Below are 14,688 nucleotides of genomic sequence, written 5' to 3'. Positions count from 1 at the left end.
GGGGTATGCACCTTCTCTCGCACGACTTGTCTCTTCTTCCATCTTATGTGCAAAAAGGGACGACCATGACAAGCAGGGGGACCTCCCATGAGATCTAGTTTTGATTGATAAAAGGAGTTGTACGTATTTTGGCATCTGTAGTCCTTACGAAAAGCCGTAAGAAACGTATTGAACAGGGACATCCCTGGATATTTAAAAATGAGATAGAGTCGGTAGAAGGCCAGCCTCAGCCAGGCGAACTGGTAGAAGTGAAGAATCATCAAGGCCGTTATCTTGCTACCGGTTATTATAATCCGGCTTCACAAATTACAGTGAGGGTAGTGTCTTATGAACCCATTACAGCGATGGACAAAGCCTTCTTTGTAAGTAGATTTGAGCAGGCACTACAGCACCGGGAACGTTTTGTAACGGGCGGCGACGCATATCGCTTGATTTATGGCGAAGCTGATTTTGTGCCCGGCTTGACCGTTGATCGATTTGGAGATGTGCTTGTTGTACAGCTGCTGACGCTCGCTATGGATCAGTGCCGTGACGTAATCGTAGAAGCTTTGGTGGAAGTAGTGAAGCCAAAAGGGATTTACGAGCGCAGCGATGTAGGTGTTAGAGAGCTGGAAGGATTGGAGCAAGTCAAAGGGCTGCTCTACGGGGAATGTCCGCGGCATGTAACTGTAACTGAGAATGGACTGCTTATCAAAGTCGATATCGAGCAAGGACAGAAGACAGGTTATTTCTTTGATCAACGCGAAAATAGAGCTGCCATTCAGCCGCTGATGAAGGGCTGGGGTCATCGAAGTGGAATTACCTTGCAAGAAGTAGAAAAAGACGGAGAAATGACACGCGTACCTGTTAATAAAAGTGGAAAAGAAGTCACCTTCCCTTATTGGGACGGAGCTACGGTTCTCGAATGTTTCTCCCATACAGGCAGCTTTACGCTGAATGCTTGTAAATATGGTGCCAAACAAGTGACTTGTCTTGATATATCGGAACATGCCATTGAGAGTGCACGTGAGAATGTGAAGCTGAATGGCTTTGAAGACCGTGTTGAATTCGTTGTGGACGATGCGTTCCAGTATTTGAGAAATCAAGTAAAAGGGCTTGAAGAACGTGCGGAACGTGCGAAAGGTGATAAAAAAGTCGACACTTCCAAAGCAATGACCGCAGGAGGCGGACGAACTTTTGATGTTGTTATTCTCGATCCTCCAGCTTTTGCGAAAACACGAGGCGCAGTAAAAGGAGCTGTTCGTGGATACAAGGATATTAACCTGCATGGGATGAAGCTTGTTAACGAAGGCGGATATCTTGTCACCGCAAGTTGTTCTTATCATATGCGTCCTGATCTGTTTCTTGAAACCATTCAAGATGCAGCTGCAGATGCGGGTAAAATTTTGCGTCTGCTCGAATGGCGCGCAGCAGGTAAAGATCATCCACAAATTTTAGGTGTAGAAGAAGGGCATTATCTGAAATTCGCCATTTTTGAAGTGCGTTCAAAATAATAAATAAGAATCAGCCGCAAGCGGTTAGATTAGAAAAAAGCATCTGTCTACTCTTCATTTCTAAGAGCAGCAGGTGCTTTTTTGCATGGAGCCTGCTTCATTGGCTTCTATTACCAAACGCATGTTCCTATTCGCAGAGGTATGGTATACTGAAGGACAGAATGTTAAGAGAGCATATCGAGAGATATTCTCCTGTTTTCATAGATGTTTTCATAGATATTTTATAGCTAGTTCATAGATGAACAATAGTTATTTTACACATAAAAAATGAGAGAAAGCGAGGGGTGACCATTGCCTCTTCATATGCTTATAGGCCGTGCAGGCACTGGAAAAAGCAGTTCGATCATCAAGGAGATCACGGAAGAACTTCGTCAGAATCCTGGAGGGAAACCCATCATTTTGATTGTTCCAGAACAAGCCTCCTTTCAGACGGAGACAGCGCTGATTCGCTCTGGGGAGATTAAAGGTTCAGTTCGGGCTCAGGTACTCGATTTCCGAAGACTTAGTTACCGGATTATGCAGGAAACGAGCGGTTCTGCGCTGATTCCCGTTGGTTCGGAAGGTAAAAAAATGCTGCTGTACAAAATTGTACAACGGCGCAAAGATGAACTGAAAATTTTCTCCGCATCAGGTGGTCAGATGGGGTTTGTAGGGCATTTAAACAATCTGTTTGCCGAACTGAAACGCTACGGAGAACCGGAACGGGCCATCAAAGAAGAGCTTGAAAATGCAGAACAGCTTCCGGGAGCAGGAACGATTTTACGTCATAAAATGCATGATATTGCTGCCATCTATCGTGATTTTGAAGCAGAAGTCTCTCGTTTTCATATGGACGAAGAGGATACACTCGTGAAACTTGCTGGTCAGCTTCCTGAGTCGGATTATGTGAAAGAGGCAGATATATGGATTGATGGGTTTCGCAGTTTTACTCCGCAGGAACTTGCGGTGATTCGGCAGCTTATTATTCATGCTAGATCCGTAACCATTGCCTTAACACTGGACCGTCCTTACGGGGAAGGGGAACAACCACAAGAGTTAAATTTGTTCTATCAGTCGGCTTCGGCTTATATCAAGCTGAATGGGATAGCATCTGAGATTGGTGAGTCCACTCATACGACGGTACTTGCACCGGAGAAATCGCCGCGTTTTACTTCTTCTGCACTGGCTCATCTGGAGTCTGGATTTGAGAAGCGAAGAGTGATGCCAGCAGGCAAGGATGACGGCGGAATTGAGATTCGCAGTGCTGCGAACAGCCGAGTTGAAGTGGAAGGCATGCTAAGAGAGATAGGGCGACTTGTACGTGAAGAGAACGTCCGTTACCGGGATATCGCGGTCCTGGTTAGAAATATAGAAGCGTATGAAAATATAATATCCCCTCTCTTCCAAGATTACGATATACCTTATTTTCTCGATAAGCGCAGAGATGAACTTCATCATCCATTAGCCGAATTCCTGAGATCAGCAATGGACATTGTGCGGCATCGCTGGCGGTATGAGGATGTATTCCGCGCGGTCAAGACCGATCTACTTCTTCCTTTGGATGGCTCGGTCAGTCGTTATCATATGGACATACTCGAGAATTATGTGCTTGCGAGCGGGATCTCAGGATATCGATGGACGGATGGGAAACCGTGGAGAGCAGCCCCGAGTTTATCTTTGGAAGAAGAAGAAGGGGCAGAGGCCCAGCGTGAAGAGGCAAGCCGTGAAACGGTTCAGATGCTTGAGAGGTGCCGAGAGGTGATTACTTCTCCGCTGTTTGCTTTTGAGAAAAGAGTCAAAAAAGCAAAAACAGCAAAAGAGTTCTGTTCGGCTTTATTTTTGCTTCTGGAGGATGCAGAAATTGCAAATAAGCTTGATGCACGAAGTCATGAGGCGCTCAAGACAGGTAAGCCGGAAAAAGCACGAGAACACCGCGGGATGTGGGGAGCAGTGCTTGAACTTTTGGATCAAGTCGTAGAAATGATGGGCGAAGAAAAAATGGATGCAGAACTTTTTGCAGGCATTTTGGAAACAGGCTTGTCAGAGTTAAAACTCGGTTTAGTTCCGCCTGCTTTAGATCAAGTTCTCGTTGGTTCAATGGACAGGTCCCGTACAGGGAATGTGAGTCATATTTTCATCCTTGGAGCAATCGATGGTGTGCTTCCGCAAATACAAACAGAGGATGGAGTCCTTACGGAAACCGAACGAGCAGCCCTCACCGAGTATGGAATGCAGCTTGGCCCCGATGTAAACCGGAAAATGCAGGATGAACGTTTTCTAATTTACAGTGCTTTTACTCAGCCAAGTCATAAATTATGGATAAGTTATCCTCAAAGTGATGAGGACGGTAAGGCGCTTCATCCTTCTGAAATGATACGCTATTTGAAACGCATGTTTCCAGAGCTTAAAGAGAAGACATTGCTGGACGAACCGGCATCAAGTGATCCATGGGAAGAACATGAGCAATATATAACACATCCAGATAAGACAATGGCTCATCTGATCAGCCAGCTTCGAGAATGGCGCAGGGGACAGGCGATCCCGGCTGTTTGGTGGGATGTATATAATTGGTATCTACATCAGCCGGACAAGCAGATACGACTCGAACGAATGCTTGGATCTGTTTTTTATGAGAACCGGACAAGGTCTCTAACCAAAGCCACAAGCAGGAAGCTATATGGTAACAAGCTGAAGACCAGCGTTTCTCGTATGGAACGTTTTGCGATGTGTCCATTTTCTCACTTTGCTTCACATGGACTAAAGCTGAAAGAGCGTCAGGTCTATCGCCTGAAAGCACCGGATATCGGACAGTTGTTCCATGCGGCGCTGAGCAAGATGGCAAGCCGGCTTAAAGAGCAAAATCGGAATTGGGGCGCACTGACCAAAGAGGAATGTGTACAGGAGGCAGAAGCAACAGTAGATGTACTTGCCCCTCAGCTGCAAGGCGAGATTTTACTGAGTTCAGCTCGGTATGGATACATTTTTCGAAAGCTGAAAAACATTGTCAGCCGTGCTTCGATTATTTTAGGGGAGCAGTCAAAACGCGGAAACTTTGAGCCGCTGGCACTCGAACTCGATTTTGGACCAGATAAATCGCTGCCGCCGCTTACATTTGAATTGGCAAATGGGGTTGTCATGGAGATTGTGGGGCGGATTGACCGTGTGGACGTAGCAGAAGGAGAACACGGAGATATTCTACTTCGAGTGATTGATTATAAATCCAGTCAAACGGATCTAAAACTACATGAAGTATTCTATGGATTATCGCTCCAGATGCTTACGTATCTTGATGTGCTGTTAACCTATGCCGAAGAGTGGATCGGAACGGAAGCTCATCCTGCAGGAGTACTTTATTTCCATGTGCATAACCCTCTTTTGACTTCAGCCAATGCGATGGCACAAGAGCAGGCAGAACAAGAGCTTTTGAAACGATTCAAAATGAAAGGTTTGCTGCTTGCCGACCGCGATGTGGTGGCGAAGATGGACAACACGCTGGATAAAGGATACTCCTCTATTTTACCTGTGGCCGTTAAGGCAGATGGAGGTTTCTATAGCAGTGCTTCCGTAGCAACCGAAGAGCAGTGGGGCATGCTGCTAGGCTCTGTACGAAATACAATTCAAGAAATCGGATCAAGAATTACCGAAGGTGAGGTTGGGATTGAACCTTTCCGAATGCAGCAGGAAACAGCATGTACATTTTGTCCATTCAAATCCGTGTGTCAGTTTGACGAGGGGCTGCCTGGGAACGAATATCATCTCATTCGAAAGCCCGCTAAACAGCAGGCATGGGATCTATTTCAGCATGAAGGGGGAGAAGAAGAATGAGGAGTATACCTAAACCGGAAGGAAGTTTTTGGAGTGATGATCAGTGGAAAGCTATTTCTTCTTCCGGAGAGGACATGCTGGTGGCTGCAGCTGCCGGCTCAGGGAAAACGGCAGTGCTTGTCGAGCGTATCATTCGTAAGATATCAGATGAGGATGCGGGATTTAGTGTAGATCGTCTGCTTGTAGCTACGTTTACCAAGGCAGCAGCTTCCGAGATGCGCGAGCGGATCCGGGATGCACTGGAAACAGCACTTGAGAAGCAGCCCGAGAACGAACATTTGCGCCGTCAGCTGAGTCTGCTCGGCCGAGCTTCAATCACAACCCTTCATTCATTCTGTATGGAGATTATTCGCAGATATTATCAGCAGATTCCGCTGGATCCAGGGTTTCGTATTCTGAATGAATATGAAGCAGAGCTCATGCGTCAAGAACTACTGATGGATCTGTTTGAACAAAAATACAGTGAAGAAGGCGAAGGAAGTACCTTCCGCAGGCTCGTGGATTGGTTCAGCGGTGAGCGCAGTGACGATGCAATGTATCGGCTGGTGCAGAAGTTGTACGATTTCTCGCGGAGTCATTCATGGCCATCCTATTGGCTTGAAGAAATGGCAGCTTCTTTCCGTGTGAATTCAGTGGAGGAGCTGGGTCAGTCCACTTGGGTGAGAAGCATTATGCGTGACGCGGAACTTGCTCTGGGCGGCGCGGTCCTTTTGCTTGAGCAGGCACTGCGTATCGCCAAAGAACCGGAGGGTCCTGCAGCTTATGCGGAGACGTTCAATAGTGATCTTGAAATGGTGCACGAACTGCTTTCCAGGGTGAAAAATGGTGCTTGGGATGAACTATACGATGTTTTTCATCAATCTGAGTTCGGCAAGCTGAAGGCAGTCCGTAAGGGACAGGCTGATCCTGGGCTCCAGGAGAGAGCAAAAGAGCGGAGAGAAGCCGCCAAAAAGACAGTTATGGAACTGAAAACGGCATTATTTGGTCGTACGCCGGAACAGTTCTTTGATGAAATGAATAAAGCGGCACCTCTAATGGAGGAGCTGGCTTCTGTCGTAAATCAATTTGCTCGTGTATTTACGGAGGAGAAGAAAGCGAGAGGTGTTGTCGATTTCAGTGATTTAGAGCATTATGCGCTCCAAATCTTACGAGGTGCTGACTCTACGCCAGAACAGACGATTCCATCAGATGCAGCACTAGAGTATCAGCAGCAATTTGATGAAGTGTTACTTGATGAATATCAAGATACAAATACAGTTCAGGAAGATATCGTTAGCTTGATCTCCCGCAAAGAACCCGGAAACCGGTTCATGGTGGGGGATGTCAAACAGAGTATTTATCGTTTCCGTCTAGCCGAGCCAGGACTCTTCCTGGATAAGTATCGCCGTTATGATACGGAGGGCGAAGGTGATGGTCTCCGGATTGATCTAGCACGGAATTTCCGCAGCCGGCTTGAAGTTGTAAGTGCCGTAAATATGCTGTTCAGACAGATCATGAATGTAGGCGTGGCTGAAATTGAATATGATGATGCAGCCGCTTTATCATTTGGAGCCTCTTTTCCTGATGTACCAGAAGATGGGCGATACACACCCGAACTTATCATGATTGATAGGGCCGGTTCGGAAGCACCGGAACAGCCGGAGAATGCGGGGGAAGATGGGGCTGCGAGTGAAGTTATAGAACAGCTTGAGATGGAGACAGCAGAGCTCGAGGCAAGGGTCATTGCTGCCCGTATTCATGAGATGGTTGGCAATACCGGAAATCCGCTTCCTGTCTATGATAAAAACACGAAAGAGATGAGACCTGCAAGATATGGCGATATCGTCATTCTGCTGCGCTCTGCTCAGCTGTGGACTCCGCTTATTATGGAACAACTGAAGCGTGAAGGTATTCCCGTAATCGGTGACCAAAACAAAGGTTTTTTCCAGGCCACTGAAATTGAAATTATGCTTTCCTTACTGCAAGTCGTGGATAATCCTCAGCAGGATATACCGCTCGCGTCTGTACTTCGTTCTCCGATTGTAGGTCTAGATGAAGAGGAACTCGCTGTCATTCGGCTTGTAGGTAAACGGCTTTCTTTTTATGACGCCATGCAGAACACCATAGCAAATCTGGAGAAAGAAACAGGTGAGTTTAACAGCAGCGGGCATATAACCAGTAATAAAGCTGATGATATAGAGCAATTAGAGGCACAGATGGCTCTTGAACTCGGGATGAAGGAAGCGAGCGCAGCACTTGAAGTGGTAGAAACCCTAGGCGATCCAAGGAACGATGTTCATATAGAAGAGAGTAAGTCCGATTCATTACAGTTCAAAACAAATCTGCTTCGCAAATTAACTGCATTTTCTGATTTTCTAGAAGAGTGGAGACAGGAGGCGAGAAGCGGCAGCTTGAGCGAATTAATCTGGCGTATCTACCGGGATACCGGTTACTTGGATTGGGTCAGCGGTCTGCCGGGCGGAGTGCAGCGCAGCCGTAATTTGAAAGCTCTCTATGATCGTGCAAAACAATATGAGAATTCCACAGCGAATCGTGGATTGTTCCGTTTTCTTACTTTTATTTCGAGACTCAAGGACAACGGAGGAGACCTGGGCGCGGTGGGTATAGCAGCGGATACAGAAGGATCGGTCCGCATTATGACTATTCACCGGAGTAAGGGACTGGAATTCCCCATCGTCTTTGTCGCGGGCATGTCCAAAATGTTTAATCAACAAGATTTGAATGCACCATTTATGATGCATAAAGAGCTTGGATTTGGTCCGAGGTTTGTGGATGAAGAGAATAGAGTCAGCTATCCTACGCTCGCAAGTCTTGCCATCCGCAGACGAGCTCATGCAGAGTTATTAGCTGAAGAAATGCGTGTGCTCTACGTTGCATTGACACGTCCTAAGGAAAAAATGATTCTTATTGGCACGGTAAAAGATGCTGTTCAAAAAGCGATGAACTGGTCTCAGATTAAGAATCATCAGGCGCTTCTGCTTCCAGAAACACTGCTGGCTTCAGGACGCAGTTATATGGATTGGATCGGTCCCGCTGTGTTCAGGCATCCAGATGCATGGCATCTGCGTGCGCTTGCAGGACTCGAAGATGAGGAAATGGGCAGAGATTTAGGGCAGCCAGATTTGTTTGTACAGGATGATTCGAGATGGCGTATTTCCGTATTGTCTGCAGAATCTGTATCTTCTTCCCTGGATGCTTCGATGAACGAAGCGGCGGATGAAATAAATGAAGATCGGCAGCAGGTCACGCGTGCGCTAATGAATCTATCACCTGTTGAGACGCCCGTTTCCGAAGAGTCCGAAAGTCATAAAATGAAAATTGATGAGGTGCTTAGCTGGACTTATCCATATACGGCTAGTGCACATACAGCAGCAAGTACATCGGTGACTGAGATGAAGTCGCTCCTTGTGATGCAGGAGCATCCGCCGCTAGGTTTAATAGAAGAAAAGGTTCTTCATGACGAGCAGGGAAAACTGGCGGTAAATGAAGAGTTTACTTTACATTTACGCAGACCGAAGTTTATGGAAGAATCTAGGTTAACGGGGGCGGAGCGCGGAACGGTATATCATACCTTAATGCAGCATGTACCCGCTGAACCAGGATTAACGGTCAGCACAGCTCAGGCGGTCATTGCTAGTTTGGTAGAGCGTCATATCTTGCTTCCTTATCAGGCAGAAGCGATTGATCCGGTTCAGATTGTACGTTTTTTCGAAAGTGAACCGGGTAAGGCTTTGATAGAAGCAGAGAAGACAGGCTGGGTGAGAAGAGAAATGCCGTTTAGCTACGGGCTTCCTGCAGATGAGACGTTGCTTGATTTTCATCATCATTCGTCTACGGGAGAAGAGAATCGGATGGACTCGAGTATCCTCGGCGGAGAGACAGTACTCATTCAAGGGATTGTAGACTGTCTATTTGAAGTAGGCGGCAAACGAATTTTGCTAGATTACAAGACCGATAGAGTACTTGACCATCGGGGAGGTATCGACACCCTTGCAAAAGGCTATGAGTTTCAGCTTGATCTTTATGCAAGAGCTTTACGAGACATTTTAGGTTATGAGATAGATGAGAAATGGCTTTATTTTTTTGATGCAGATACGGCAGTAAAGCTCTAGGAAAATGAGGGCAAAAGGAGTAATTAACAAATGCGAATATTGCACACTGGAGATTGGCATTTCGGAAAGACACTGGAAGGGCGCAGTCGGTTAAAAGAGCAGGAGCAGTTTGTGGACGAGCTGGTTCGACTTGCGAATGAGGAAAAAGCAGATGCGATTCTTATGGCAGGCGATGTATATGATTCAGTGAATCCTCCAGCTGCTGCTGAGCAGCTCTTCTATGACGCTGTTGCTAGACTGACCTCTGGAGGCAGACCACTAGTCGTTATTGCAGGAAACCATGATCAGCCTGAACGGGTGGCTTCGGTATCCCCGCTCGTAAATGGACGCGGAATTACACTGGTCGGATTACCCACTTCCGATATTATTACGATTCATGCCCAAAGAACCGGAGAAATCGCTAAAATTGCAGCCCTTCCTTATCCCTCCGAATCCAGGCTTAATGAATTGTTTACGGAGGATGGAGAAGAGCAGGGAATGCGGCTTGCCTATAGTGAACGAGTGGGGCAGCTCATGAGGCATTTAGGGAACAGTTTTGAGAAGGACACAGTAAACCTGTCTATGGGTCATATTTATGTGCTTGGGGGACTTGAGAGTGACTCAGAAAGACCAATTCAAGTCGGCGGCGCTTATACAGTGGATCCTTCTGCCTTGTCTATTGGAGCACAATATACGGCGCTAGGACATCTTCACAGACCCCAGCATGTGAAAGGAGAGGGGATGATTCGTTACAGCGGATCCCCTTTATCCTATAGCTTTTCAGAAGCAGGTCAGACGAAATCAGTAGTGATGGTTGATGTAGCACCTGGACAGCCGGCTATCGCTAATGAAGTGTATCTAAGCAGCGGCAAACCTTTAGTACGCTGGAAAGCCCACGGGGGTCTTGCCGAAGTATACCGCTGGCTTGAGGAAGAACGGGACAAGACAGCTTACATTGATCTGGAGATATCCCTGGAAGAAGCGATGTCAATTGCTGAGATTCAGAAACTTCGTAAAAGCAGGGAAGGAATTATTCATATTCGGCCGGTTTATCCAGAAACAATTACTTCCGAGATGAATGAAGTAAGGTCTGAACTTCCGGTGCATGAAGTTTTTCGAAGATTCTACCAGCGGCAGACAGGCGGGGCGGTCCCGGACGACCAGCTGGTAAAGTTGTTTTTGGAGTTAGTTAATGAAGATGACGGCCGTACAGGGGAAGGGAGTGACTCTGAATGAGACCGGTCAAAATTAAACTATCTGGACTTCAAAGTTATCGGGAAGTACAGGAAATTGATTTCAGGACGCTGACGGAAACGGGTCTGTTTGGAATTTTCGGACCAACCGGCAGTGGAAAATCAACCATTCTAGATGCGATTACGCTTGCGATGTACGGTAAAGTGGAAAGAGCTGTGAATGGTACGCAGGGAATTATGAATCAGGCGGAGGATACATTGTTTGTATCTTTCACCTTTGAACTCCAGTCCGAACAAGGAGTACAGACTTATCGCGTTGAACGCCGCTTTAAGCGGACCGGAGATGTTTCTATCAGTAACTCGGTGAGCCGTTTTATTGCAGTAACGGAAGAAGGAGAGCAAGTACTTGCTGATAAACTTGCCGAGGTAAATCGTGCGGTTGAGGATATGATTGGCCTGAAAATGGATGATTTCACAAGGGCAGTCGTCTTGCCGCAAGGGAAGTTTGCTGAGTTTCTATCTCTAAAAGGAACAGAACGCAGACAGATGTTGCAGCGTCTATTTCATCTAGAGAAATACGGCGATCAGCTGGCAATTAAGCTCAGCCGCAAAGTAAAAGAGAATGATAGTACCCTAAAAGCTCTGGAAGCAGAACAGCAAGGACTGGGTCTGGCAAGTAAAGAAGCTTTAAAAGAAGCGGAGCTTCAGCTTAAGCAAGCCGAGAAGGAAGCGAAGCAGATACGTGCACTACTTGAGCAGGTGACGGCTCTAGCTGAAGGAATGACGAAGACGAGAGAGCTGATTGTGGAGCGGACCAAGTTTAGCGGGCAGCTGGAAAAGATGTTACAACAGCAGGACGAAATCAGCCAATTAGAACAGCAGATGGAACGATCTGCTCTTGCAAGTTCTTTGATTCCTATGCTTGAGGAACAGAATAGAGCAAAAGATGAACTGACAAGAAGACGTTTAGCTGCTGAATCTGCTGAAGTACAGCTCGCACAGAGAGAGAAGATATCTCGTGAGTGTGCTCTGCTTGAACAAGAAAAGGAACAGATTCTAGCAGAAGAAGAACCTAAGCTGCTTGTGCGTCTTGAACAACTGGAACAAGCGCGAGAACTGGAGAAAGAGACGGATCGGCTTGTAAGTGATGTGCAAAAGCTTGCTAAAGAGTGTGAGGCAGAAGCAAAACAGTATCAGATTACACATGAGCTTTTGCTCAAAGAACAAGATCTTCAGGTGAGGGCGACCAATCGACGGAAAGACCTGCAGGAGCAGCTGTCTGGCTGTGAAGTAAAGTCTGGGGAAAGACGTGTGCTGCTGGATGCCGTTCAGCGGAAACATCGGCTGGATACTGCACTGGACAAGCTGAAAGAAGTTCAGCTGACAGAACAAAAAACACAGGCAGAGTCTGAGCAAGCAAATCAGCAGCGTCACTCAGCTGAGAAGGAAGCTTCCGAACTGCTTGCTGCACAGCAGCAGTTAGGAAATAAACTGAAGGCGGCAGAAGCAGAGCTTGTTCGGATGGACATCCATGCACAAGATGCGGTTACTTCCATAAACCAGGAAGAGGAACGCCTTCGTGTTCTGCTGAAGGAAGAAGAACTGCAGCGATTATCTGCACGGCTTGCTGCAGAACTTAGCGACGGGAAGTCATGTCCGGTATGCGGTTCGGTGCATCACCCGAATCCGCAGGGGCATGCTCACTTGCCAAGTACGGCAAGTGAGGAAGACCTTGCACAGCTCAGCAAACTGCGCGCCGAGCTTGCTGAGCTGCGGCTTGGCTTCCGCCAGCAGCTGCATGAGCTGCGCGCTGAGCTTGCGCAGCAAGGCCAAAGTGCCGAGCCGCAGGCAGCGGCACTTTCGCAGGCGGAAGCCGCGCCTGCGAAGACCACAGGCTTTGCCGCTGCGCCTGGCGTGCCTGCTCCGGACCGGGTGCGCGCTTACGCGGAAGCCACCCGGTCCCTCGAAGAGGCGGCTGGGCACCTCGCCGCCTCCATAGCCCCGCTGCGCGAGGAAGCTGCACAGCTTACCGCGCGTGCAGCGGAAGTGCGGCAGCGCCAAATGCTGGCTGCCGCAAACGGTGACGCGTGCGCTAAACAGCACGCGGAAGCCAAGGCGCGCGTTCATGCGCACCAGGCTGAGGTGGCGGCGCTGCGCGCAAGCTGGGCCGAGGAGCTGCCCGGCCTGACACCGGAGGAGGCGACAGTAAAGTACGAGTCGCTCCAAGAGCGCGATACACTTGCCGAAAATTTGAAGGAAAGGCTCCAGAAGAGCGTTATTTTCCTAGAAGAAAAAGCAAGTGTGATCGCAGACATGCAGCAACAGTTGTCGCTCATTGATAAGCGCCGTACCCAGCTGGATACAGAACACGCTGGCAAACAGGAACTGCTGCAAGAGAAAGGGAACCGACTTCGTTCCTGGGTAGGAGAAAAACGGGCAGAAGACTTGCTAAAAGCAGCAGCTTCGTCACTAAATCACATACGGGAAGAGACAAAAGCAGCAAAACTGGCGATGAAAGAGGCGGAAGAGAAGAAGCAGAATGCTTTACAGCAAGTCGGTTTAGCTAAACAATCGCTTGAATCTGCGAAAGATCAGCTTACTACGATCACTTCACGTTATGAAGCGGAGCGGTTGAAGTCTCCTTTTGATTCTGATGAGGATGTGCGAAGTGCGTACATGGAACCGGAGGCTGTTGCCAAAGCAGAATATAGGGTAACGGAATATCGCAACAAACAAAAAGAAGTGGAACTTCGCCTAAGGGATTTGGATGAGAAGCTTCAGGGAGTAATCATTACAGAGGAAGAGTGGGAGCATACAAGTCACAAGCTGCGGACACTGAGGGCGCAAGACGAAGAGGCGATGCGGATAAAAGCAAGAGCGGAGCGAGATTTGGAAGACATATCGCGCCGTCATGAACGCTGGATGGAACTTGATGAAAAACGCAGTGAACTCGCTTTATATGCTGAACAGTTATCCAAGTTGCAATCCGTATTCCGAGGTAACACGTTTGTCGAATATATTGCGGAAGAACAATTGATGCAGGTCAGCAGAACCGCATCTTCTCGTCTTCGTTACCTAACGAAACAGCGTTATGCACTGGAGGTGGATTCCGGCGGCGGTTTTGTCATTGTGGATGATGCAAACGGTGGTGTGAAAAGACCGGTATCTACCTTGTCCGGCGGTGAGACATTCCTGACTTCCTTGTCACTTGCACTTGCATTGTCAGCGCAAATTCAGCTGCGCGGTCAATATCCGCTTCAGTTCTTTTTCCTTGATGAAGGGTTCGGAACCCTTGACCCAGAACTGCTGGATACGGTGATCACTTCACTTGAAAAACTGCATAATGATCAGCTTGCCGTCGGTGTAATTAGTCATGTACCTGAACTTAGAGCACGACTTGCTAGAAAACTGGTGGTCGTACCGGCTGAAGATGCAGGCGGAGGTTCAAAAGTAATGATGGAACAATTATAGATTAGGAATTAGGTTATCTTTATTTTCCGATCAGGAACTTCCAATTCGACATTCCTTCAAAGGCGGGAAGAAAAAAACTTCTTAACTCTGTGTCACTTATTCTTGAAGTGAATAACATAGGGTATCAGCCCAGATGCCGAGGAGGAACAAGAAGATGGAAAAAACAGAAGTGAAAAAAATGTGTCAAGATCATATGCATCGTTATGTATGTGTATGGATGGAAGATGGTTCCTTGCATGATGGAATCATCGAGAATATGGATGAAGAATATCTTAGTCTCGCCATACCCGTAGGAAGTGAGTATATGAATGAGATGTATGCTCCAATGCAAACTTCGATGTATGCCCATCAAGGCGTATCTTGTGGGTGTCCTCCGCCGCCATGCGGAGACACACGTGCTTTTATGCCATTTGGTGGATATGGTGGATATGGCGGATACGGCGGATACGGAGGTAATCCGTATCATGGCGGTGGATATTATCCAGGCAGACGAAGATTCAGACGTTTATTACTTCCGCTTGTTGGTATAACCGCATTGACTCTATTGCCTTTATTATAAGTAAATTCGTAAAAAACGCCTCTTTCTTTTTGAAGTGCACCCCTTAGAATAGACATTGGAAAAACCCCTGGGTTAAC

Annotated in this window: 6 protein-coding genes; all 6 read left to right on the top strand. The window is 47.5% G+C overall.

The genetic code is table 11. The features are described from left to right. Positions 1–128: 128 nt before the first annotated feature. The 6 genes from KJS58_RS02535 to KJS58_RS02510 all read left to right on the top strand — a co-directional run bounded on the left by KJS58_RS02535 (position 129) and on the right by KJS58_RS02510 (position 14,611). Complete coding sequence (locus KJS58_RS02535) at positions 129–1,493, top strand: class I SAM-dependent rRNA methyltransferase (RefSeq protein ID WP_213530131.1); 1,365 nt, start codon at positions 129–131, stop codon at positions 1,491–1,493. A 291-nt stretch (positions 1,494–1,784) separates the two neighbouring features. Then, complete coding sequence (gene addB / locus KJS58_RS02530) at positions 1,785–5,297, top strand: helicase-exonuclease AddAB subunit AddB (protein WP_213530129.1); 3,513 nt, start codon at positions 1,785–1,787, stop codon at positions 5,295–5,297. Next, positions 5,294–9,409 carry a helicase-exonuclease AddAB subunit AddA gene (gene addA, locus KJS58_RS02525; protein WP_213530127.1) on the top strand — a complete coding sequence of 1,372 codons (4,116 nt, stop codon included), beginning with the start codon at positions 5,294–5,296 and terminating at the stop codon, positions 9,407–9,409. Before addB ends, addA begins: the two co-directional genes overlap by 4 nt. A 30-nt stretch (positions 9,410–9,439) precedes the next feature. Further along, entirely contained in the window at positions 9,440–10,624 is a 1,185-nt protein-coding gene (locus KJS58_RS02520; protein WP_213530125.1) for an exonuclease SbcCD subunit D, read from the top strand. Next, positions 10,621–14,052, top strand: a complete 3,432-nt coding sequence (locus KJS58_RS02515) for an AAA family ATPase (protein WP_213530122.1) — start codon at positions 10,621–10,623, stop codon at positions 14,050–14,052. Before KJS58_RS02520 ends, KJS58_RS02515 begins: the two co-directional genes overlap by 4 nt. A 154-nt stretch (positions 14,053–14,206) precedes the next feature. After that, entirely contained in the window at positions 14,207–14,611 is a 405-nt protein-coding gene (locus tag KJS58_RS02510) for a hypothetical protein (RefSeq protein WP_213530120.1), read from the top strand. The last annotated feature ends 77 nt before the right edge of the window (positions 14,612–14,688 follow it).

This window comes from Paenibacillus sp. J45TS6 (assembly GCF_018403285.1).
Classification (GTDB): domain Bacteria; phylum Bacillota; class Bacilli; order Paenibacillales; family Paenibacillaceae; genus Paenibacillus.
Note: the sequence above shows the minus strand (reverse complement) of the source record. Positions and strands in the feature narration are given on the sequence as shown.